Origin of the sequence: Lactobacillus sp. ESL0703 (assembly GCF_029433435.1) — a bacterium.
Classification (GTDB): Bacteria; Bacillota; Bacilli; order Lactobacillales; family Lactobacillaceae; genus Lactobacillus.
The window spans coordinates 489,947-513,574 of the sequence record NZ_JAQTIB010000002.1; the positions used below are offsets into that span (position 1 = coordinate 489,947).

Annotated in this window: 18 protein-coding genes; 15 read left to right on the forward strand and 3 right to left on the reverse strand. The window is 39.4% G+C overall.

From position 1 onward, the window contains the following. Positions 1-13: 13 nt before the first annotated feature. Complete coding sequence (locus PT278_RS04950) at positions 14-1,936, reverse strand: ABC-F family ATP-binding cassette domain-containing protein (RefSeq protein ID WP_277130678.1); 1,923 nt, start codon at positions 1,934-1,936, stop codon at positions 14-16. A 418-nt stretch (positions 1,937-2,354) separates the two neighbouring features. On the opposite strand from PT278_RS04950, the gene PT278_RS04955 reads away from it, so the two are divergent. From PT278_RS04955 to groL, 5 genes are all read left to right on the forward strand, one after another. Beyond that, positions 2,355-3,002, forward strand: coding sequence for a redox-sensing transcriptional repressor Rex (locus PT278_RS04955; protein ID WP_277130679.1), 648 nt, complete (start codon positions 2,355-2,357; stop codon positions 3,000-3,002). Between the two features lie 148 nt (positions 3,003-3,150). Continuing rightward, positions 3,151-4,332, forward strand: coding sequence for an MFS transporter (locus tag PT278_RS04960; protein ID WP_277130680.1), 1,182 nt, complete (start codon positions 3,151-3,153; stop codon positions 4,330-4,332). Between the two features lie 294 nt (positions 4,333-4,626). Continuing rightward, a complete protein-coding gene (locus PT278_RS04965) occupies positions 4,627-6,507 on the forward strand; it encodes a M13 family metallopeptidase (RefSeq protein ID WP_277130707.1) in 1,881 nt (626 codons plus the stop codon). A gap of 293 nt (positions 6,508-6,800) precedes the next feature. Further along, complete coding sequence (groES, locus tag PT278_RS04970) at positions 6,801-7,085, forward strand: co-chaperone GroES (RefSeq protein ID WP_277130681.1); 285 nt, start codon at positions 6,801-6,803, stop codon at positions 7,083-7,085. Between the two features lie 17 nt (positions 7,086-7,102). Beyond that, positions 7,103-8,731 (forward strand): chaperonin GroEL, encoded by a 1,629-nt coding sequence (groL, locus tag PT278_RS04975; protein WP_277130682.1) that lies wholly within the window; start codon positions 7,103-7,105, stop codon positions 8,729-8,731. Positions 8,732-9,414: 683 nt separating this feature from the next. Here groL and PT278_RS04980 read toward each other — a convergent pair. Next, positions 9,415-10,191 (reverse strand): matrixin family metalloprotease, encoded by a 777-nt coding sequence (locus PT278_RS04980; RefSeq protein WP_277130683.1) that lies wholly within the window; start codon positions 10,189-10,191, stop codon positions 9,415-9,417. A gap of 864 nt (positions 10,192-11,055) precedes the next feature. Here PT278_RS04980 and mutS point away from each other — a divergent pair. From mutS to PT278_RS05030, 10 genes are all read left to right on the forward strand, one after another. After that, the gene (mutS, locus tag PT278_RS04985) at positions 11,056-13,626 is read left to right on the forward strand and encodes a DNA mismatch repair protein MutS (RefSeq protein WP_277130709.1); all 2,571 of its coding nucleotides are present in this window, start codon (positions 11,056-11,058) and stop codon (positions 13,624-13,626) included. 2 nt (positions 13,627-13,628) lie between these two features. Then, positions 13,629-15,509, forward strand: a complete 1,881-nt coding sequence (gene mutL, locus PT278_RS04990; protein WP_277130684.1) for a DNA mismatch repair endonuclease MutL — start codon at positions 13,629-13,631, stop codon at positions 15,507-15,509. Between the two features lie 3 nt (positions 15,510-15,512). Further along, positions 15,513-16,097 (forward strand): Holliday junction branch migration protein RuvA, encoded by a 585-nt coding sequence (gene ruvA, locus PT278_RS04995; protein ID WP_277130685.1) that lies wholly within the window; start codon positions 15,513-15,515, stop codon positions 16,095-16,097. A 36-nt stretch (positions 16,098-16,133) separates the two neighbouring features. Next, entirely contained in the window at positions 16,134-17,156 is a 1,023-nt protein-coding gene (gene ruvB, locus PT278_RS05000) for a Holliday junction branch migration DNA helicase RuvB (RefSeq protein WP_277130686.1), read from the forward strand. Between the two features lie 68 nt (positions 17,157-17,224). Next, complete coding sequence (gene yajC, locus PT278_RS05005) at positions 17,225-17,647, forward strand: preprotein translocase subunit YajC (protein ID WP_277130687.1); 423 nt, start codon at positions 17,225-17,227, stop codon at positions 17,645-17,647. Between the two features lie 142 nt (positions 17,648-17,789). Further along, entirely contained in the window at positions 17,790-19,238 is a 1,449-nt protein-coding gene (zwf, locus tag PT278_RS05010) for a glucose-6-phosphate dehydrogenase (RefSeq protein WP_277130688.1), read from the forward strand. Continuing rightward, the gene (gene dinB, locus PT278_RS05015; protein ID WP_277130689.1) at positions 19,231-20,367 is read left to right on the forward strand and encodes a DNA polymerase IV; all 1,137 of its coding nucleotides are present in this window, start codon (positions 19,231-19,233) and stop codon (positions 20,365-20,367) included. Before zwf ends, dinB begins: the two co-directional genes overlap by 8 nt. 53 nt (positions 20,368-20,420) lie before the next feature. After that, on the forward strand, positions 20,421-21,377 hold the full coding sequence (locus PT278_RS05020; protein ID WP_277130690.1) for a bifunctional oligoribonuclease/PAP phosphatase NrnA: 957 nt from the start codon (positions 20,421-20,423) through the stop codon (positions 21,375-21,377). Further along, positions 21,370-22,731: a DEAD/DEAH box helicase gene (locus PT278_RS05025; RefSeq protein WP_277130691.1), complete on the forward strand. Its 1,362-nt coding sequence runs from the start codon at positions 21,370-21,372 to the stop codon at positions 22,729-22,731. Before PT278_RS05020 ends, PT278_RS05025 begins: the two co-directional genes overlap by 8 nt. Before the next feature lie 161 nt (positions 22,732-22,892). Next, positions 22,893-23,405, forward strand: a complete 513-nt coding sequence (locus PT278_RS05030) for a hypothetical protein (protein ID WP_277130692.1) — start codon at positions 22,893-22,895, stop codon at positions 23,403-23,405. On the opposite strand, the gene PT278_RS05035 is transcribed toward PT278_RS05030, so the two are convergent. Next, positions 23,402-23,628: hypothetical protein (locus PT278_RS05035; protein WP_277130693.1), on the reverse strand; the 227-nt coding region annotated here is incomplete at its 5' end. The two genes, PT278_RS05030 and PT278_RS05035, sit on opposite strands and share 4 nt — an antisense overlap.

Sequence of the window (23,628 nt, forward strand, 5' to 3'; positions counted from 1 at the left end):
TCGTCTTTTTTGGTTATTCAAAATTTTCTAATTCAGTTAATGCTTGTTCCCAATCTTCATTAGCTTTATCTAATTCAGATTGAGTAGCAGTTAGGTCTTCTTGCAGTGGTCCTAACTTACCAAAGTCAGAAGCAATGTCGGGATTAGCCATTTGCGTTTGAATTTCTTGCTCTTTTTGTTCCAATTCTTCAATTTTGGCTTCAATATCTTCTACTTGGCGTTGCAACTTGCGCTTTTGTGAGTCGCGCTGCTTTTGCTCTTGATAAGACAGCTTAGTAGAATTTGCAGCCTCTACTTCTACTGGTGTATCCTGATTAGCAGGAGTTGCGGCACTAGCAGCTTGCTTAGCTTGTTCATCCAAGTAGTATGAATAATTACCTTCATAAATTTTGGCATGACCATCTTTGACGGCAACAATCTTGTTGGCCAGCTGGTTGATAAAGTACCGGTCATGGGAGACAAAGAGCAGGGTACCATCGAACTTTTGCAGAGCTTGCTCGAGCACCTCTTTAGCTTCAATATCCAAGTGGTTGGTCGGCTCATCCATTAACAAAAAGTTGTTATGTTCAAGTGATAAAACAGTTAGGGTCAAGCGGGCCTTTTGGCCACCGGATAATTGACCAACGGTCTTGTCGATGTCTTTGGCAGTGAATAAGAAACTAGCCAAGATTGAGCGCACATCACGTTCAGGCATCGTTTTATGGCGATCCCAAATGGTATCAAGAACAGTCTTTCCAGGATCAAGTTGTTGTAATTCTTGGTCATAATAGCCAATATCAAGCGAAGCGCCGTACTTGATTGACCCTTCTTTAGGGGTTAAGTCTTTCATGATTGTTTTTAAAAGCGTGGATTTACCAATACCATTTGGTCCAATAACCGCAACGCGGTCCCCCTTATTAACTTGAAAAGAAACATCTTGTACCATGGTTTTGGTTGGGTAACCGATTGACAAGTGATTGAAAATTAAAACTTCTTTTCCAGATGGGCGCTCACTCTTGAAGGTAATGCGAACCTTATTTTTATGTTTAGGCGGCTTAATCCGCTCGATTTTTTCGAGTTGTTTACGCCGACTTTGTGCTCGCTTAGTGGTAGTGGCCCGAACAATGTTCTTTTGGATAAATTCTTCATCTTTTTTGATTTTATCCTGTTGCTTTTCGTAGGCTTCTTCTTGCTGGCGATCACGCAGTTCACGTTGGGCAACATAATCAGAATAGTTGCCCTTGAAGGCGGTCAGTTTACCAAATTGTAATTCAAAAATTTGGTTAGCCAAATGATCCAAAAAGTACTGGTCGTGGGAAACTACCAAAATAGCGCCAGAATAACCTTTAAGGAAGTTTTCCAGCCAGTCCAATGTATCCAAATCAAGGTAGTTGGTTGGCTCGTCAAGCAGCAATAGTGGCGGCTTTTGTAGCAGCAGCTTAACAAAGGCTAGACGGGTTTTTTCACCGCCAGAAAGACTGCCAATTACCTTAGTCCACGTATCTTCAGGAAATTTAAAGCCGTTCAGGATGCTTTTAATATCGGATTGGTAAGTGTAGCCGCCTTGCTGTTCAAAGTTGAACTGCATCTGGTCGTATTGCTTGAGCAAGGCCTCATCTTCAGGATGGTTGGCAATCTGCTCCTGCATTGTTTGGATATTTTCACCCATTTTAATTAATGGGGCAAAAACATCCAGCATCTCGTTCCAGATGGTTTTATTTTCATCGAGACTATTTTCCTGAGCGATGTAGCCGACAGCAATGCCCTTGTTGATTGTAAATTCACCATGGGTTGCGTCTTCTTCGCCTGTCATAATTTTAAGCAGTGTCGTCTTGCCGACACCGTTTGCCCCGACAAGTCCGATCCGCGCATTTGCGTCAATTGAAAAGTTAACGTTTTTAAATAGAGTATTGGCACCGAATTGTTTTTCTAAATCGTGCCCTTGTGCAATTATCATATATTTTCACCTAGAGACCATTTTAGCATAAGAGCTGAAATTCTGGTGTATCTTTATAGGTAAGAAAAAAGAAAATTATTTGAGTTGTGAATTACGCTAAACTAAATTTTGTGTTTCAAGTAACATTGTTGACTCCTATTCATTTGTTTATAGCAATTTTAAGCAAGGATATGAGGTTTGTCTGCTTAATTAAGGCAAGTGGTGCCAATAACGTGATAAGAGGGAAGATTAATCTATTAAGTAGTCTTGTTAAATTATTTGCTTGGATAAAAGAGGCCTACATTTACTAGTTATAAGGCTTTTCTATGATAGAATTGAATAGATTGTGAAAAAATATTTGCATTAAATGTGATTTTGCGAGTAAAATAAGACTGATTAGTGCTTTATTCACAAATAAAAGTTGGGGGCCGTTTGAAAAATGGAAAAGATAAAAATTCCGACAGCGACAGCAAAGAGATTGCCACTCTACTATCGCTATCTAATTATTTTAAATGAGAGTGGCAAAGAAAAAGTTTCTTCAACCGAATTGTCGGAAGCAGTTCAGGTTGATAGTGCTTCAATTAGACGTGATTTTTCTTACTTTGGCGCACTGGGCAAGCGTGGTTACGGCTACGATGTTAAGAGCCTCTTATCATTTTTTAAAAAGATTTTGAATCAAGATACGTTGACTAATGTTGCCTTGGTTGGTGTTGGTAACTTAGGGCATGCCTTGCTTAATTACAACTTTAAGAGAAGCAACAATATTCGTATTTCTTGTGCGTTTGATATTAAAGAAGAAATTACCGGCAAAATTTTAAGTGGTGTGCCAGTTTACAGCATGAGCGAATTGAAAAAGCAATTGAGCGATCAACAGATTTCGATTGCAATTTTGACAGTTCCAGCTGAAACTGCACAGGCAACAGCTGATGAAATGATTGAATCAGGAATTAAGGGAATAATGAACTTCACGCCAATTCGCTTGTCTGCTCCGACTGGAATTCGGATTCAGAATGTTGATTTGGCAACTGAATTGCAAACATTAATTTACTTCCTTGATGCCGATAAGGATAACGAAAAGAATATTTAGCTTAAGGTCATTTACACTTGTGTAAATGGCTTTTTGTTTTAGTAAAGTAGAGGTGGTTACAATCAAAATTGCAAGTGTAATCGATGCAGAAGTAGAAGCTGTATTGTTTTGTTAAAAAATAATACAGCTTCTATGGATAATCGAGGAAATGAAGAATAAAAATTTTAATAATAAACGAAAACTATTGTTAGGGTATGCAGTATCAGGATTTGGTGACCAGTTTTACACGTTTGCGGTACCTCTGTTAATGCTGACGATTAATCATTCATCAGTAACAATGGGATTGCTCAGTGCAATGGAATATTTGCCAACTGCACTATTTGGCTTGGTAATTGGCGCACTCTTTGACGTCTATTGTCAAAAGAACGTAATGCTGACTGCGTTAGTGATGCAAATGATTTTGGCATTATTTGTACCAACAATGATTAACAATCACTTACCTTTGTGGAGCATTTTGGTAATAATTTTTGCTTTTGGCTTTTTTGACCTACTATCTTGGGTTGGTTATCAGACCATGATTGCCCAAAATCTGTCGCCGCAAGAGTTGGCTCAGGTATCGGGAAGTGTTGGGCTGATTTCTTCAGTTCAGCGCATGTTTGGTCCCGGAATTGCATCCCTGATAATTAATCTAGTCGGCTATTTTACTGGCTTTTTATTGGATAGCGTTAGTTTTGCATATTTAGCAGTAACAATTAAGGAGCTACCGGAAGAAAAGTCGATAGCTACAACTAAAAATATTGCTCATAAAACTATTGCGGGATTGCAATTTATTTGGCATGACTTTCACTTAAAATGGTTAATTATTGGCTTTTTGGCAGCTAACTTAGGTTTTCAAGTTGTGGTGCCAATGTTAACGTTTATTTTAAAACAAACGCTGAAAGTATCGGTTACGCAAATTAGCATCTTTTATACAGTAGCTTCAGTTGCTGGAATTACTGCAAATTTTATTTATTTACATTTTAATCAAAGATTTACAGTTGGCTCGCAGCTGCTAATCAGTGGTTTAGTTATTTTAATTGGCTTTAGTGTCATGCTAGGATTGCATTCATTTTGGCTAGTGACGATTGGCTATGTCCTAGTATCAGTTGGCAGTGTGTGGTCGCAGGCTAACTTTTTCACAATTGTGCAAGCACTAACCAAAAAAGAATATCGCGGGATGGTAACTTCGGCGTCAACAACTTTAACAAGAATGATGGGTCCAATGATGTCAGTAATTAGTGGCTTTTTGGTCAAGGTGGATGGTCATTTGATTTTTGTAATCGCTGTTAGTGCAATGATTATTTCTATTTGCATTATGTGTGCCAAGCAGTTGATTAAATTGAAGCTGTAATGAAGAATACTTTGCACAAAAAAATATATTTGTTGCAGTCAAATATTGCTATAATAAAACTTGAATAATTAAGTTACTTGTACATGAGGTAAGTAAATGAAGAAAAAATCGAAAATAATAGCAGTACTGACTGCCATTATAATGAGTGGGTCGCTTGTTTTAACTAATACTAGTAATTATCTCAGTCAGCCGGTTTTAGCTGCCACTAGTAAGAGTAAAACTACGCAACATCGCAGTAAGCAAGTTAAAGGAAAACGCGGGGGTATTGGCAACTTACTTAAACCTAAAGTTGGTATGCGTCCGCAAGATAATCTGTATTTAGCTGTTAATTCTAAATGGTTAAAGCAAGCTAAAATACCAGCTGATGGTGTTAGTACAGGTACTCTTGATGAGCTTTCAACTAAGGTGAACACGGAATTAAGTCAAGATATGGCAGCTTTTGCTAATGGCAAAAAGCCGCTGCCGAATATCCCTAATTTTGCCAAAGTCGTTGATTTTTATAAGCAAGCTCTAGATATGGATCAACGTAACCGTGATGGTGCTCATCCAATTAAGAAGGATTTGGCAGAACTGGAAAATATTAAGGATTTTGCTGATTTTAATACCAACGCTGCAAAATTATTTAATGAAATGATGCCGCTGCCGATTGGCTGGGAGGTTGAGCCTGATTTGAAAAACGCCCGCAAGAATGCCCTCTATTTTGGCTCTGCGGGAACGATTTTATCTGACGCTACTAGCTATCAGGATCCCAATTCGAAAAAGTTACTTGATATTTATCAAAAGCAATCTATCAACCTATTGAAATTAGCTGGCGTGCCGGAAGATGAAGCCACTACTTATGCTGAAAACGCAATTAAGTTTGATAGTAAGATCGTTCAAAACACTAAGTCAGCTGAAGATAGTGCTGAAGTAACTAGCAATTATCATCCAATGAGTGTCAAAGATTTTGAAGCAAAATTTGACAACTTTGATATGGCTGGATTTTTAAAGGGAGCAATCGGCAAAGAACCTGATCAGATTATTGTCACGGATCCAGACTTTTTGAATAATGTTAATGGGTTGCTTAATAAGGATAACTTCGCTGAAATTAAGGGCTGGATGATTGTTGAATTCATTAATAGCGTTGCCGGGGATTTGTCACAGCAATTTATTGACGCTAGCGCTCCATTTGCGCAGGCAGAAACTGGTCAAAAAGAATTGCCTTCAACTGCAAAGCAAGCTTTTGCAATTACAGATAGTGAATTTGACGACTTAATAGGTGAATATTATGGTCAAACTTATTTTGGTCCTGCTGCTAAAAAAGACGTCACTAAGATGGTTGAAGAAATTTTAAAAACTTACGAACAACGTTTGCAAAAGAATAAGTGGCTGTCTAAGTCAACTAGACAAAAAGCAATCGCCAAATTAAAGGCAATGAAGGTCAAGGTTGGGTACCCAGACGATGTTACGGACTTTTATGATGTTCCAGCAAGCCAAGGCGGTAGTTTGTATGCTAATCAAAAAGCAATGGATATCAAGACCACTAAAGAAATGGTCTCAGAGTTAGATGAACCAGTTGATCGTGACGACTGGAGCATTACTGGTGATGAAGTTAATGCTTTTTATAATGATGAGCGAAATGATATCAATATTCCTGCAGCTATCTTGCAAGCCCCATTTTATAGTAAGAAGCAAAGTGAGGCTGCTAACTTGGGTGGCATTGGTACAGTTGTTGGTCATGAAATTTCTCATGCCTTTGACAATAATGGTGCTAAGTTTGATAAATATGGCAGTCTGCATAATTGGTGGACTAAAAAAGATCACGTAGCATTTAATAAGCGTGTTAATGCAGAAATCAAATTATTTGACGGTATCAAATATGGCGGTAAAAAGGTTAGCGGTAAGCTGACAGTATCGGAAAATATTGCCGATCAAGGTGGCTTATCTGTAGCTATAGCTGCTGCTAAGAAAGATCATGTTAGCTTACGTGAACTCTTTAAAAATTACGCCCGAATTTGGCGGTTAAAAGCAAGCCCAGAATGGACGCAATACTTGCTTGCCAACGATGTTCACTCACCTGATGCTTTGAGGGTTAATGTCCAAGTGCAGTGCCAACCGGATTTCTACAAGGTCTTTAAGGTTAAGAAGACTGACGGCATGTGGCTATCGCCCAAGAAGCGCGTACTAATTTGGTAGTATTTCTTTCATAAATATTAGTTAATAGGAACCCCTGAAGTTAATCTCAGGGGTTTTGTTGTGGCTGAATTAATCAAAAAAGATAGAAAAAACATTGAATTATATGCGAAGTTATGGGAATTAAGAACTTGCAAAAAATAAAATTAGCACTTTAAGTAAAAAAGTGCTAATTTTTCTTGCATTTTTTGGCAAAAGAGGTTATTATCATATTTGTAAGTTAGCACTTAGCTAATAAGAGTGCTAACTGATATAAAGAAAATAAAAATTATCAAATTTAATTTTAGGAGGCAATCGTGTTACAACCAATCGGTGATCGCGTGATCGTAAAAGTTAAAGAAGAAGAAGAAAAATCTGTTGGTGGCATTGTCTTAGCATCAAATGCTAAAGAAAAGCCAACTGAAGGTGAAGTTGTCGCTGTAGGTGAAGGTACTTATACTCAAACTGGTGACAAGATTCCAATGACTGTTAAGAAGGGCGACGTCGTTTTATACGATAAGTACTCTGGCACTAATGTTAAACATGAAGGCGAAGAATACTTAGTTCTTCATGAAAAAGATATTTTAGCAGTTGTTAAGTAATTAAGGAGCGAATGAAAATGGCAAAAGATATTAAATTTTCAGAAAACGCAAGACGTTCCCTATTAAAGGGTGTTGACAAGCTAGCTGATACTGTTAAGACAACTATTGGTCCTAAGGGACGCAACGTTGTTTTAGAGCAATCATATGGCAACCCAGAAATTACTAACGATGGTGTTACAATTGCCAAGGCAATTGAATTGAAGGACCATTACGAAAACATGGGTGCTAAGTTAGTTGCTGAAGCTGCTCAAAAGACCAACGATATCGCTGGTGACGGTACAACTACTGCCGTTGTTTTGACCCAAGCAATTATTCGTGAAGGAATGAAGAACGTAACTGCTGGTGCTAACCCAGTTGGTGTTCGCCGCGGAATTGAAAAGGCTACTAAGGCTGTAACTGATGAATTACACAAGATCAGCCATACAGTTTCTTCAAAAGACCAAATCGCTCAAGTTGCTGCTGTTTCAAGTGCTTCTAAAGAAGTTGGTAATTTAATTGCTGACGCAATGGAAAAAGTTGGCAACGATGGTGTAATTACTATTGAAGATTCTCGTGGTATTGAAACTGAATTATCAGTTGTTGAAGGGATGCAATTCGATCGCGGTTACTTGTCACAATACATGGTAACTGACAACGACAAGATGGAAGCTGACCTCGATAATCCATACATTTTGATTACCGACAAGAAGATTTCTAACATTCAAGACATTTTGCCATTATTGCAAGAAATTGTACAACAAGGAAAGTCATTGTTAATCATTGCTGACGATATTGATGGTGAAGCATTGCCAACACTTGTTTTGAACAAGGTTCGTGGTACTTTCAACGTTGTTGGTGTTAAAGCACCTGGCTTCGGTGACAGCCGCAAGGAACAATTACAAGATATCGCTGCATTGACTGGTGGTACTGTAATTACTGAAGACTTGGGTCTTGAATTGAAGGACACTTCACTTGACCAATTAGGTCAAGCTCGCCGGATTACAGTTACTAAGGACTCAACTACAATTGTTGATGGTGCTGGTTCTGATGAAGCAATCAAGGATCGTGAAGATTCAATTAGAAAGCAAATCGATGAAACTACTTCTGACTTTGACAAGAAGAAGTTGCAAGAACGTTTGGCTAAATTAACTGGTGGTGTTGCAGTTATTCACGTTGGTGCTGCTACTGAAACTGAATTGAAGGAACGCCGTTACCGGATCGAAGATGCCTTGAACTCAACTCGTGCTGCTGTTGATGAAGGTTACGTTGCCGGTGGTGGTACTGCCTTAGTTGATGTTGAATCAGCTGTTAAAGACCTTAAAGGTGATACTGTTGATGAACAAACTGGTATCAACATTGTCTTACGTGCTTTGAGTGCACCAGTTCGCCAAATTGCTGAAAACGCTGGTGAAGATGGTTCAGTTATCTTGAACGAACTTGAAAAGCAAGACAACGAGATCGGCTACAATGCTGCTAATGGTAACTGGGAGAACATGGTTGAATCTGGTATTATTGATCCAACCAAGGTTACACGGACAGCTTTGCAAAACGCTGCTTCAATTGCTGCACTTCTCTTAACTACTGAAGCTGTAGTTGCAGAAATTCCTGAAGATAAGCCAGCTACACCTGACGCAGGTGCTGGTGCCGGCGCTCCTGGAATGATGTAATTTTAAGATAAATAATAATTAAAAAAGTCGCTCGTTTGAGCGACTTTTTGTGTGTAGTGAGAATCAATAGTTAAGTTTGTCGGCAGCCACTCTGCTAAAAGGCGACTTGTTCAATAATAATTTATTTAATTTCAAGAAAAAAAGGCCATCAAGTTGATGGCCTTTTTTATTGGTAATGCTGACTTTTGTGAGTTTAATTTAGGTGTTAAAAAAGTAATATCTATTTTTTTGCAAAATATAATTTCAATAAATTTATAAAATTGTTATTTAATAAATGTAAGCAATTTCAATATTCGTGTATATTAAAATGTGAGAAAAAAGATTTCTAAGTATAGAAAATGCTGATATAGCAGTATTTATTTACGTATATATGTTATAGTAAATAATAAAGTTAAAATAGTAAATAAATATTAGATAATTTTAAAAAGTTACTTGCATTCGAATATTTTTTGTTATATATTAATTGTGATGATTATGAAAGTACCATATATAACATCAATAGTAATGTCTATTTCTGTTTACTCAGAAGAGTTTACTTTTATGTTAGTTACCAATTTGTAATTGTTGAAACTATTTTTGCCCTTAGGGTATAACAGAGCAAGATAAAGTAGAGTACCTTATTAAAGGACTAGTGTTAATAAGCAAAGCTTGTCTTATCGATATTTTGTTAAATAGTGTTCTAGTTAATTTTCTGTATAAAGGGTTCTAAGCCGATTATAAAAATCTTGATCGAGAATTTGTGTATGATTTTTCATCGCATTTTCACTAAATTGAGAGTTGCTTGGAGACATTAAATTTGAATAATTATTACTGTGATCTAGGCCTAAAGCATGTCCAAATTCATGAATAATAATTGCTTCATTACGATAATCTAAACGCCATTTAACTCTGTTAGATAAGCTATAGCCTGAGTTGTTTTCTTCTTTATTGACGTAAACATTAACGTGAATAAACGTTTTAGGCGCATACTTATTAGACGTCAGCCAGACATTTCCATATACTGTTAGGCCTAAGGCCATAATATTTGGATCGTGGTTAGGATCACTATTAAAGCTATTGATCTTTTCTTGACTGACATAATGTACGGTAATATCAGGATTACTTGCAGAAGGTGCTAATTTTACAATATTCATACTATTGATCCGTTGCGCAGCGTCATCTGTTAATGCAGCTTGGCGCGATGTCCCGTCTGTAGTATAGGTAATATTATTTTTATCAGGCCAACTATAACCAACAAAGTTATTACGTTGAGGAACAAAGGCAGCAGAATTATAAGCTTGCTTTCCATTTAAGTTATATTTGAATGTCTTCTTTTGTTTGATTTCGTAATAGTCTTGTTTGATTAAGTCTGTGCCGGAATATTCGTAAAATTTAGCCGTAGCTGCGTAAGCAGGCGGACCACTAATGAATAGTAATACAAATACTGATAGTGCGTATAAAACGTTCTTTATTGTTTTCATAATTAACGCTCCTTAATTTGGGTATAAAACTTTTAAGTGATTATAAAAATCTTGATTAATAATTTGCCTATAGTTGACAGGTATTTGCCTTTATTGGTTTGTTACCGTATTTAATTCTAAAGTCTGTCCAATTTTTAGTTAAAGCGGTTTCATTAAAAAAGTAAATAAGCTAGTCTCATATAGTAAAATATTTAGTAAGATGGTATAACGTTTGATTAGCATAGTGATTGAATTTAAATTCAAATATTAACTGTCCAAATTGTACTTGAATTTTTCTTTAATACTGTGATAATCTTGCTTAATTAATTAGATTGATCTTTTATCCTCCCCTTTTTATTTTATATCTTTTTAACAAATAAACAAAAAAATCGTTGCTCGTACTACCTATGAGAAACGATTTTTTGTATACATATATTTATTTTTAAGTTTAAGAAATTAGATACCAATATAAGTATTGCTTAAACTCGTATTTTTAATTATATTTGATAGATACATACAAGACAATTAAAATGCTCAAAAAAGCTTATAAATGTGGATTTGTTACTTTTTTCTTATTAAAAAATATATTTACTTGTATTTATATATAATAATAAAATATAAATTAATTTTGCACTTTAATTTTAGCCTGGAAACCAGTAGTTGCATTGTATAGTTGGCGAATTAACAAGCTTGAAAAAATTTTATTAGCTAGTTATTTTTACATAGTTATAGTAGACAACTTGATAAGCAATGTTGCTTCAAGCAAACTTAAGAAAAAGATCATTAACTAGTGGTCTTTTTTCTTTTGCCCCAAGAGATAGCGTATAATATAGCAGTAATAGCAAAGAAGAAGAGGAATAAATGGCCAAAGCAAGTACAACTCCGATGATGGAGCAATATTACGAAATTAAAAAGCAATATCCCGATGCCTTTCTTTTTTATCGCGTCGGTGACTTTTATGAATTATTTGAAGATGATGCGGTTAAGGGTGCCCAGATTTTGGAATTGACCTTGACGCACCGCTCAAATAAGAGTGAAAATCCAATTCCAATGGCAGGTGTGCCGCACGTTGCGGTTGATTCTTACGTTGATACTTTGGTGGAGAAGGGGTATAAAGTCGCTTTATGTGAGCAATTGGAAAATCCTAAGGATGCCAAAGGAATGGTTAAGCGGGGAATTATCCAGCTGGTAACGCCAGGTACGCGGATGAATGACAAGCCAAGTGAAGCCAAAGATGCCAATTATTTAACGTCAGTAGTGACAACTAAGAGCGGCTTCGGCTTAGCCTATAGTGATTTGTCAACCGGTGAAATTTTTGCGACGCACTTAAAAACATTTGCGGCCGTAGCGAATGAATTGTTGTCGTTGCGCACACGCGAGGTTGTTTATAATGGGCATTTAAGTGATGCCGACAGTGAATTTTTCGATAAAGCCAATATTACGGTTTCGGCACCAGTTGAATTAACTGAAAAGCATGCCGAAGTGTCTTTCGTTGAACAAAATTTGACTAATTATGTTGAAAAAGCAGCGGTTCAACAGTTAGTTGGTTACTTACTGACAACGCAGAAGCGCAGTTTGGCACACTTGCAGGTGGCACAAAGCTATGAAGTCAGTCAGTATTTACAAATGTCGCATACGGTGCAGAACAATTTGGAATTAACAGCTTCTGCGAAAACTGGCAAAAAGATGGGTTCCTTGTTCTGGGTTCTTGATAAGACTCATACAGCAATGGGCGGTCGCCTGCTCAAGCAGTGGTTAGCGCGGCCGCTATTATCAGTTGACCAACTGACTAAGCGCCAAGAAATGGTGCAAGCCCTACTTGATGGTTATTTTACCCGCGAAAACATTATTGATGCTCTCAAGGGCGTTTATGATTTGGAGCGATTGACGGGTCGGATTGCCTTTGGCAACGTTAACGCCCGTGAATTATTGCAGCTAGCTCATTCTTTGCAGGCAGTACCGACAATTTTGACGGCATTGCAGGATGCAGACAGCAAGGTTTTGCAAGATTTTGCCACTAAGATTGATCCGCTAAAGGGTGTTGCGGAATTAATTACGACGACAATTGTTGATCAGCCACCGATTGTGACTACTGATGGTGGACTTATTCGTCCTGGCGTTGATCGCCAGCTTGACCGTTACCACGATGCAATGAATAATGGTAAAAAGTGGTTAGCCGAAATGGAAGTTTCGGAACGGCAAAAGACGGGAATTGATAACCTCAAGGTTGGTTATAACAAGGTCTTTGGTTACTACATTCAAGTGACGAATTCTAACAAGAGTAAGGTGCCGATAGATCGTTATACCCGTAAGCAAACGTTAACCAATGCGGAACGTTATATCACGCCGGAATTAAAGGAGCACGAAAATTTAATTTTGGAAGCACAGTCCAAGTCGACAGATTTGGAATATGACTTGTTTGTTAAGTTGCGTGAAGAAGTCAAGAAGTACATTGCTGCTTTACAAAAATTAGCTGCACAACTAGCAAGTCTTGATGTATTTTGTTCATTTGCGCAAGTTGCCGAAGAAAATAATTATTGTCGGCCCGTGTTCCATACTGCAAATCAAGATGTGAAGGTTATTGCAGGACGTCATCCCGTAGTTGAAAAGGTGATGAAGGCGGGCGCCTACATTCCTAATGACGTCAAGCTTGACGAAGATACCAATATTTTTTTAATTACTGGTCCGAACATGTCTGGTAAGAGTACTTACATGCGGCAAATGGCACTAATTGCAGTGATGGCACAGGTTGGTTCATTTGTGCCAGCGGATAGTGCGGAACTGCCGATTTTTGACCAGATATTCACGCGAATTGGGGCTGCAGATGACCTGATTTCGGGTCAAAGTACCTTTATGGTTGAAATGACGGAAGCCAATGCGGCATTGCAGGCAGCTACTAAGCGCAGTTTAGTATTATTTGATGAAATTGGTCGCGGGACGGCAACCTATGACGGGATGGCCTTGGCTGGCGCAATTGTCCAGTATTTGCATGATGAAGTTGGGGCGAAGGCTTTATTTGCAACGCACTTCCATGAATTAACGGCAATGGAGCAAAAGCTGCCTCACCTCAAGAACATTCACGTTGGGGCAACCGAAGAAAATGGCAAGTTGATTTTCTTACATAAAATTCTACCAGGACCAGCGGATCAGAGTTACGGCATTCATGTGGCGCAATTAGCGGGATTGCCGCGCAAAGTCTTGCGTGAAGCTACCAAATTGTTAAAGCGGCTTGAAGCTCAAGGCAGCAACTTAGGTCCGGCAGCGACACAATTAGATTTGTTTAATACTGATGAAGCAGCTGTGGGCGATGACCTTGATGAGCCAGCAAATGAAGTTACAGGCAAGGAAAAAGATATCCTTGATGAAATTTCTAATCTTTATCTAGCTGATAAAACACCGCTTGAAGTAATGCAGCTGGTTGCAAATTGGCAGGAAGACTTGAAGGATGAGCATTAATCATGACGCAAATTCATGAATTGTCGGAAACGTTAGCTAACCAGATTGCGGCCGGAGAAGTAATTGAACGACCGGCGAGTGTGGTTAAGGAATTGGTTGAAAATGCAATCGATGCTGGCAGCAGCCGAATTCGAATTGATTTTATTGATGCTGGCCTAAAGGAAATCGTTGTTCAAGATAATGGTTCGGGAATTGCTAGCGATCAAGTTGACCTTGCCTTTACCCGGCACGCGACAAGTAAAATTACCAACGAACGTGACCTGTTTAATGTTGGTACCTTGGGCTTTCGCGGGGAAGCCTTGGCTTCGATTGCAGCGGTTAGTCACGTGGAAATTTTAACTAATGCTAGTGAAGCAGCGGGAACACGAGCCGAATTTACCGCTGGCGCGAAAACGCTGCAGGAAGATGCGGCTGCTAAAAAGGGTACGCAAATTACGGTTAAGGACCTGTTCTACAACACGCCAGCGCGGTTAAAGTATCTGCGCAGTCCCCGTACCGAAATCATGAAAATTGTTGATATTGTCAACCGCATTGCCTTGGGCTATCCCAACTTGGCTTTGACGCTAACTAATGAAGGGCGTGTTTTATTACGAACTGCTGGTAATGGTAATTTACAGCAGACAGTTTCTAGTGTTTATGGTCGCCATATTGCCGAAAAAATGCTGCCATTTAGCAGCAGCGACAACGATTTTACGGTTACTGGTTTAATATCGAAACCAGAATTAACTCGCTCAACGCGCAATTTTGTCTCAATCTTGTTAAATGGTCGTTATATTAAAAATTTCAAGCTCGCAGCTGCCGTGATGGCAGGATACGGCACGCATTTGACTGCTAAACATTACCCAATTGCGATTGTGAAGATTGAAGTTGACCCGCTGCTAGTTGATGTTAACGTGCATCCCACTAAGCAGGAAGTGCGCTTGTCGAAGGAAAGTGAACTTAGCCGCTTAATTACGAATGCGATTAGCACTACACTTTTAGAAGAAAATAACCAGGGTGATGGGCTGGCGAACTTGATCGCAGCTAAGCAAGAGACATTAGTTGACCAGCTTAAATTTAATTTAAATAAAAATGTTGTGGATACTAAGCGGACTATTCCTGCTAATGAGGTGCATGAAAGTCATGCCGCTAAGATTACAACGCCTAAGCACACGCAATATGTGGATTTGACAGTGCCGCGTGAGGATGACCGCTATATTATTACCAAAACTTGGCATGACAATGTTGCACGGCAAAGGCAGCTGCCGCCGTTTGTTAATCATGCAAATAGTGCTGCAGTTGTTTCAACAGGGGATGAAGTTTTAGCTAACAATCTTCCTGAATTAACTTTGGTTGGTCAAACAAGAACTTATTTGGTTGCCGCAAATGGTGAAGACTTATATTTGGTGGATCAGGTTGCCGTTAGACGTCTGCTCCGTTTTGTTACAATTGAGCAGACAATTACCCAACAAAAAATCACTCAGCAAGGCTTGTTGACGCCGCTTACGCTTTCTTTTGGCAATCTGGATTTTCTTCAAATTAAGGATAATTTGACAAAAATTAATCAGATTGGCCTATTTTTGGAAGAATTTGGCACTGACACATTTATTTTGCGGTCTTATCCGACATGGATTAAGAGCAATCCTGAAGAAGCAATTCGTTCAATTTTGGATAGCTTTTTAAATGTTGACCAAACTGATACTGCCAACTTGATTAAGCGAATTGCGGCACGGCAAGCTGAAAAAGAAATTACGGGTCGGATTAAGCTAGCAGATGCAGAAGCCAGTGAATTGTTGACTGAATTAAGGCAAACACCTGACCCTTATCATGATGCCCGCGGTAATCTAGTTCTAGTTCATTTACGGCAGAGTGAATTGAATAAAATGTTTAAAAAGGAAAAATAATTAATGTATGAATATTTAAAGGGCATTATTGCCAAGATTATGCCTAATTACGTTGTGCTCGATGTTAATGGTGTGGGTTATAAGATTTATAGTCCCACCCCATTTGCTTATCAGCAGGATGAACAAGCTGAAGTTTATATTGAACAAGTGGTTCGTGACACGGGCATTACCTTATATGGTTTTCAAAGTGAAGAAGACAAGGAATTGTTCTTAAAATTGCTTAGTGTTAGTGGCATTGGTCCTAAGTCGGCACTTGCAATCATGGCAGCTGAAGATAGTAATTCGCTAGCTGAAGCCATTGAGCAGGGCGAAGTTAAGTATTTGACCCGCTTCCCTGGTGTTGGTAAAAAGACTGCATCACAGATTGTGCTTGACCTGAAGGGCAAGCTAGGTGACTTTGTGCAGCGGGTTGATAAGATTGCCGATCAAGAAATCACACCGGAACTTAATGATGCCTTGCTAGCACTTCTTGCTCTTGGCTACACCCAAAAGGAAGTCGACAGAGTGGCACCTAAATTGGCTGAGCAAGATGCAACAAGTGCGGACCAGTATATTAAAAAGGGTCTAGCCCTTCTCTTAAAGAAGTAGTTCTTGTTATAATAAGTTGTAACGTGTTCAAAGGAAGTGAAACTGGTGACAGATAATGATGATTCAATTGTTTCTGGTGAAAGTCAGGGATTAAATGAGCAGCAGACTGAATTTTCGCTAAGACCACAGCGTTTAGATGACTATTTGGGACAAAAGCGGGTTAAAAAAGAGCTGGCAGTTTATATTAAAGCTGCTAAACAGCGTGATGAAGCACTTGACCATGTTTTACTCTACGGGCCGCCGGGCCTCGGGAAAACGACTTTGGCATTTGTGATTGCAAATGAATTGGGCGTTAATTTAAAGAGTACCAGTGGTCCAGCGATTGAAAAAGCTGGCGATTTGGTAGCGTTATTGACCGACCTTAATCCTGGGGATGTTCTATTTATCGATGAAATTCATCGTTTGGCAAAACCGATTGAGGAAGTACTCTATTCAGCAATGGAAGATTATTATATTGATATCGTGATTGGTGAGGGGCAAACAACCCATGCAGTTCACGTACCGCTGCCGCCGTTTACCTTGGTTGGTGCGACGACTTTAGCTGGGCAATTGTCGGCGCCCTTGCGTGATCGCTTTGGGATTGTTGAACATTTACAGTATTACCAGGTTGATGAATTAGAGCAGATTATTCAGCGTTCAAGCAATGTGTTTCAGATTGAGATTGCACCAGAAGCCGCTCATGAATTAGCGCGTAGGTCGCGGGGTACGCCGCGAGTAGCCAACAGACTGCTTAGACGGGTGCGTGATTTTGCGGAAGTTAGGGGCGAAAAGGTGATTTCTTTTGCGACAACTGCTAGCTCACTTAAGCAGCTGCAAGTTGATGACGAGGGGTTAGACCAGACCGACCGCAAGATTTTACGGGTAATGATTGAAAATTATCACGGCGGTCCAGTCGGCGTGCGGACGCTGGCGGCTAATAGTGGTGAAGATGTAGAAACAATCGAATCATTATATGAACCATACCTGCTGCAGCGCGGCTTTATTTTAATGACGCCGCGTGGACGCATGGTAACCGAGAAAGCATATTTGCAGTTGGGCTTGCCGATTCCTAATGAGTAGTGCAAATGCTGATAAATTTATGTATAATTAAGAAGTTAATATATTTTTGAAATTTATGAGGTGTAGAAGTGAATACTTTATTTTTAGCTGCTGCAGGTAACGGCAATAGCAGCTTTGTGATGATTATTATCTTTATTGTTTTAATTGCTTTCATGTACTTTACAATGATTAAGCCGCAAAAGAAGCAACAACAGAAGAAAATGGAAATGATGAACCAATTAAAGAAGGGTGACAACGTTATTTTAATTGACGGTTTGCACGCCAAGATTGATTCTGTTGATACTAATGACAAGACAGTTGTTGTTGATGCTGATGGTATCTACCTGACTTTTAGTCGGATGGCTGTTCAACAAATTTTGCCAGCTGCTGAAGCTAATACTACTGAGAAGCCAGCTGAGGAAGAACCTACAAAGGAAGAAAAACCAGCAGAACCTGCTGATAAGCCTACTGAAGCAGAGCCAAAGTCAGACGATGATTCTACTGAAGAATAAAAAATTTAAATAAAAGCGTCAATTGACGCTTTTTATTTTGCGCTAAAAAATTATTAGTCTAGTTGTCTAAAAACTAAAGTTTGAATGCAAAATAGTATAAAATGGAATTAACTTAAGTTTAATTTTAGGAAAGGGTACCCTTATGAACAATATTCCAGTTGTAATGATTATTTTTGGCGGCAGTGGCGACCTGGCCCATCGTAAATTGTATCCAGCTTTGTTCAATTTATATGAGCAAGGCTTAATTCGTGATAATTTTGCAGTTATCGGCACGGCGCGGCGGCCATGGACGCACGAATATCTGCGTGAACAAGTCAGTGATGCAATTCATGAAACTCACAAAGAAGTCAGCGAAAATGATGTTCAAGCTTTTGTTAGTCATTTTTATTATCAATCTCATGATGTGACGAATGTTGAACATTATCAAGCACTTAAAGAATTGGCACAAGAACTTGATGATCGCTATAGTGCACAAGGCAATCGGATCTTCTACATGGCAATGGCGCCACGCTTCTTTGGCACGATTGCAACGCACATTAATGACCAGCATCTGACAAGTACGGGCTTTAACAGAATAGTTGTTGAGAAGCCATTCGGACGTGACCTTGCTTCTGCTGAAAAGTTAAACCAGCAAATCACTGCTTCTTTTGCCGAAGATGACATCTTTCGAATCGATCATTACTTGGGCAAGGAAATGGTGCAGAATATTTTGCCATTGCGGTTTACCAATCCGTTAATTAAAAATGTGTGGAATAGTGACAACGTTAAGAATATTCAGGTTACTTTAGCAGAACGGCTCGGTGTTGAAGCTCGCGGTGGGTATTATGAAACTTCTGGGGCCTTGCGCGATATGGTGCAGAACCATATTTTTCAAATTATTACATTGCTGGCAATGCCGCAGCCCACTGATTTGACTGCAAAGAGTATCCATCAAGCTAAACAAGAACTGCTTGATAGTCTGGTAATGCCGACTAAGGAAGAGATTGACCAGCACTTTGTTCGTGGACAATATCTCGGCAGCGATACGACTTTTGGTTATAAGCAAGAACCGAATGTTGCCGAGGACTCGACGACAGAAACATTTGCTGCTGGGCAAATTAAATTCCAAAAGGGCCCGGTTGCTGGTGTGCCGATTTACTTTAGAACGGGGAAAGAATTTAGGGAAAAGGAAAGCCGCATCGATATCGTGTTAAAGCACATGTCTAATCCTTACGGTCAGGCACATTCCAACAACATTACGATTGTGATTGACCCGCAAATGGAAATTTACATTACAATTAATGGTAAGAAAATTTCAACGAGTGGTATTCGCCGTGAAAACTTAGATTATACTTTTGCTAAGTCTGAACTAGCTCAAGTGCCAGACGGCTATGAGCGTTTATTGCACGATGTTTTCGTTAATGACTCAACTAATTTTACCCATTGGAGTGAATTGAAGAATTACTGGAAGTTTATTGACCTGATTGAGGACGCTTGGCATCAAGATAATCAAGCTGGCAAAAAGCCAGTAGAATATTTACCTTACCGCATGGGGCCAAAGGCTGCAGACCAGATTTTTGACTCTGCAACTGAACATTGGATTTATGACTAACCCAAGTGATGACTTGCTGCCACTTAATGATACCCATCGGCGCATTATTCATATTGATATGGATGCCTTCTATGCTTCAGTAGAAATGCGCGATCATCCGGCACTGAAAAATAAGGCGCTGATTATTGGTCAAGATGCCCGAAAAAATCATGGTCATGGTGTCGTGGCAACAGCAAATTACGTTGCTCGTAAGTATGGCGTGCATTCAGCAATGCCGTCAATTAAGGCAATCAGATTAGTACCGGCAGATAAATTGGTCTTTTTGCGGCCAGACTTTACTAAATATCGCGCAGTTTCGGCGACAATTCACGAAATGATGCACGAAATTACGGATTCGGTGCAGTCGATTGCACTTGATGAAGCTTATTTAGATGTAACTGAGAATAAGTTGGGTTCAACTTCGGCTGTTCAACTGGCAATTGACTTGCAGACGCGAATTCGTAAGGAAGAGGGACTGAATTGTTCTTTTGGTGCTACTTATAATAAGTTTTTGGCAAAAATGGGCTCAGAATATGCTAAACCATTCGGACGGACGGTCATTTTGCCTGAGGAAGCGAAAGCTTTTTTGGCAAGGCAAAAAATTGAAAATTTTCATGGCATTGGTCCCAGAACGCAGGAACGTCTTCATCAGATGGGAATCTATACTGGCAAGGGGCTGCAGCAGATCCATGTGCGCGAACTAATTAAGCATTTTAACCGCATGGGTTATTTGATGGCCGAACACGCTAACGGGATTGATTTGTCGCGGGTTGTTCCTGATGATGAACATAATCGTAAGTCGATTGGCATTGAGCGGACTTATGAGCCATGCGTTTTTGATGAGCAGGTAGCACTGACTAACATTCGCAATTATGCTGCTAATTTGGAAGAAAAGCTGCAGGAGCGTAACTTTTTTGCCAATACAATTGTTCTAAAAATTCGCAATAATGATTTTGTGACTGTGACTAAACGGCGAAAATTACCACATGCAACGCGTAATGCAACCGAAATTTATCAAGCAGCCCGCGAATTGTTTGAGCCGCTGGCCAATAGTTTTCTTACTAATGGCATTCGTTTGTTGGGAGTGACGGCCACCGATTTTTTAGAAGCTGATTTTGAAGATGTCAACTTAGACTTGTTTTCAGATTGAGCAACTTTTCTGGTAAACTAAAGGATAAACAATTAATAGATGAAGGAGTAATTATGAGCACTTTTGCGGAAATATATCAAAAAATCGAACAATATTCGACAATTATTTTGCACCGTCATACTAGCCCAGACCCAGATGCCTTGGGTTCACAGGCTGGGTTAGCGCGGTCATTAAAGTTGCACTTTCCTGACAAACGCATTTTGTGTGCTGGTGAAAACGATGAGGGAGACCTTGATTGGATTAACAAGATGGATCCGGTAACTAAGGCAGATTATCAAGGCGCACTGGTTATTACAACGGATACTGCTAATACGGCACGGATCGCCAATAAGTTATACGATCAGGGGGATTTTTTAATTAAGATTGACCACCACCCAGATGTTGAGCCATATGCTGATATGAGTTATGTCGATGATGAGGCACCAGCTGCTTCGCAGATTATCGCGGACTTTTTAGCGGCAGAAAATTTGCCGATGCCAGCTGAGGTTGCTTATCCGTTATATGCGGGGATAGTTGGCGATACAGGTCGGTTTATGTATCCTGAAACTACAGCGCATACGTTTAACGTTGTTGCCAAATTAGCGGCTACGGGGATTAATATTACTGAAATTGCTCGTAATATGAGTGACGTCACCTTTGTGCAGGCAAAATTGCAGGCAGAAGTACTCGATTATATGGAAGTTGACCCTAGCGGTGCTGCCTATGCAGTTTTGACGCAGGAAGCTCTTGATAAGTTGGGGGCTGATTTTAGTCAAGCCTCGTGCACGGTTTCAACACCAGGTCGAATTAAAGACATCATTGCCTGGAATGTTTTTGTTGAAAAGCCTGATGGCACTTATCGCGTTCACTACCGCTCAAAGGGTCCAGTCATTAACGAATTAGCAGCTAAGCATGATGGTGGTGGTCATGCTTTAGCCAGTGGTGCCAATGCTCAAGATTTAGCTGAAGTTAAGCAAATTTTTGCGGAATTGGTACAGGTAACTAAGGAATATCGAAAAACACATGAATAATATTTTTAAAGACGCTAAACTTAAGCCAGAATTACAAGCTGGTTTAAGCAAGATTAATTTTACGCAGCCGACTAAGGTTCAGGAAGAAGTTATTCCTGTGTTATTAGAGCACAAGAATGCGGTTGTCCAGGCCGTTACTGGGTCAGGGAAGACACATGCATTTTTGGTGCCCGTGTTGAATGACATTGATCCAGAACTTGCATATACGCAGGCAATTATTACCGCACCGAGCCGTGAACTATCAGAGCAGCTTTATCAAGTTGCAAGACAACTGCGGGATGCATCAGGGCTGAATATTTCGATTGCTCACTTAGCTGGTGGGACAGATCGTGAACGCCAATTAAAGAAGATTACCAGCAATAAACCACAGTTAGTTATTGCAACACCGGGGCGGCTGCACGATTTTGTCCAAAAGAAGCTGCTGTTTTTGGATTACGTCAAGGACTTCATCATTGATGAAGCCGATATGACCTTAGACATGGGCTTTTTAAATGATGTTGATTTTATCGCACAAAGAATGCCGAAAGAGCTGCTGTTTGCGGCTTTTTCAGCAACAATTCCAGTGCAATTGAGCAACTTTTTACGTAAATATATGGCTAAGCCTGAGCAAATTATCATTGATAATCCAACCGTTATTTCTGGAACAATTAAGAATGATTTGCTAGACGTTGGTTCTAAAAATCGCAAAAAGATTTTGTACCAGTTATTGACAATGGGTCAGCCGTATTTGGCGGTTGTCTTTGCTAATACTAAGCAAAAAGTTGATGAATTAACTGAATATTTGCAATCTCAAGGCCTAAAAGTGGCTAAAATTCATGGTGGTATCACTGAGCGTGAGCGTAAACGTGCATTACGGGAAGTGGAAGCCGGACAATTCCAGTATGTTGTTGCTACCGATTTGGCAGCGCGTGGACTCGATATTGATGGTGTTAGTCTAGTTATTAACTATGAAATTCCGCGCGACTTGGATTTTGTTGTTCACCGAATTGGACGGACTGGTCGTAATGGTCTGTCTGGACACGCCGTTACTTTAATTCGTGAAGAAGAAATGAACCGAATTGCCGGATTAGAAAAGATGGGCGTCCATTTTGATTTTGTCGAAATTAAGAATGGTGAATTAGTGCCGCGTAAACACTATCATCGCCGAACTGACCGTAATGCTGCCAATCATAAAATTGATAATAAGCTGAATGGTCTGGTTAAAAAAGCCAAGAAAAAGCGCAAGCCAGGCTATAAGAAGAAGATTAAACAGGCTATCCAAAAGGATAAGGCGCAAAAGCGCAAAGTTGAGCAGCGCCACGAAGTTCGTAAGGCTAAACGCCAACGTAAGCAGCGTCGGGAAAATAATCATTAACTAAAAAAGCAAAGTTGTAATGCAGCTTTGCTTTTTATTTGTATAGGACAATATTTTGCTGTAATGGGCTTAGGGAGAATCAACTTAAAATAAAAAGTTATTGCATGTTAGCGCTTTTATTGATATATTGATTACAATAAATTTAATAGGAGAATTAGAACATGGCTATACCATACTCTGAAAAGATTCTTAAGAAGGACTTGAGCAAGAAAATATGTGACAAATATACTGTAACGGAATTTTGTCGAAAGGCACAGATTGATAGGGGAATGTTTTATAATCACTATAGCAATATGTCGAACATGTTTGTGTCAGTGGTTGTTTTGCAAGTACAGAGAACTTTGCGCAGTTTTAATGGCGAGACGATGAACCGAATGTTTTATCGAATGCTTACACAAATTAAAGAAAATCGTATTTTCTACTATAACTTGCTGCTAATTAGCAAAGACCCTAGAAATTTTTATATTACCTTACGCAAGGAATTCGCAATTGCGATTGAAAATTACATGAGGCCGCGCGGTGCTTTTTCAGTTAGACAAATCGATTTAGTTGCTAACGGTGTCTATGCAATTATCTATAATTGGGTAATTCATGAGTGCAAAACTGACATAAGAGACATTTATCAGTGCATTAATTTGCTATTATCACATATTGAAAAACCGTTGAAGAATTAGGCTTTTTGAGGGATGTTAGAAATAACATCCTGTTTTTTTGCAAAAAAAGCTTGCAAAAGAAGGGACAAGTTGGTAATATTAATAACTGTCGTCGGGCAAGAGAGCGAAAGGCTTGAGAGCAAGGCGGCGAAATAAAAACTAAGCGTAAGGGCTTGACAAGAGTTCGAAGGTTTAGTAAGATAATAAACGCTGCTGAGGGAGTTGAAAATTTCTTCAGGAGGGG

What these genes read in the sequence shown, in the direction of transcription:
- PT278_RS04950 (WP_277130678.1), bottom strand. Translation starts at nt 1,936, where the DNA reads ATGATAATTGCACAAGGGCACGATTTAGAAAAACAATTCGGTGCCAAT.
- PT278_RS04955 (WP_277130679.1), top strand. Translation starts at nt 2,355, where the DNA reads ATGGAAAAGATAAAAATTCCGACAGCGACAGCAAAGAGATTGCCACTC.
- PT278_RS04960 (WP_277130680.1), top strand. Translation starts at nt 3,151, where the DNA reads ATGAAGAATAAAAATTTTAATAATAAACGAAAACTATTGTTAGGGTAT.
- PT278_RS04965 (WP_277130707.1), top strand. Translation starts at nt 4,627, where the DNA reads ATGCGTCCGCAAGATAATCTGTATTTAGCTGTTAATTCTAAATGGTTA.
- groL (WP_277130682.1), top strand. Translation starts at nt 7,103, where the DNA reads ATGGCAAAAGATATTAAATTTTCAGAAAACGCAAGACGTTCCCTATTA.
- PT278_RS04980 (WP_277130683.1), bottom strand. Translation starts at nt 10,191, where the DNA reads ATGAAAACAATAAAGAACGTTTTATACGCACTATCAGTATTTGTATTA.
- mutS (WP_277130709.1), top strand. Translation starts at nt 11,056, where the DNA reads ATGATGGAGCAATATTACGAAATTAAAAAGCAATATCCCGATGCCTTT.
- mutL (WP_277130684.1), top strand. Translation starts at nt 13,629, where the DNA reads ATGACGCAAATTCATGAATTGTCGGAAACGTTAGCTAACCAGATTGCG.
- ruvA (WP_277130685.1), top strand. Translation starts at nt 15,513, where the DNA reads ATGTATGAATATTTAAAGGGCATTATTGCCAAGATTATGCCTAATTAC.
- zwf (WP_277130688.1), top strand. Translation starts at nt 17,790, where the DNA reads ATGAACAATATTCCAGTTGTAATGATTATTTTTGGCGGCAGTGGCGAC.
- dinB (WP_277130689.1), top strand. Translation starts at nt 19,231, where the DNA reads ATGACTAACCCAAGTGATGACTTGCTGCCACTTAATGATACCCATCGG.
- PT278_RS05020 (WP_277130690.1), top strand. Translation starts at nt 20,421, where the DNA reads ATGAGCACTTTTGCGGAAATATATCAAAAAATCGAACAATATTCGACA.
- PT278_RS05025 (WP_277130691.1), top strand. Translation starts at nt 21,370, where the DNA reads ATGAATAATATTTTTAAAGACGCTAAACTTAAGCCAGAATTACAAGCT.
- PT278_RS05030 (WP_277130692.1), top strand. Translation starts at nt 22,893, where the DNA reads ATGGCTATACCATACTCTGAAAAGATTCTTAAGAAGGACTTGAGCAAG.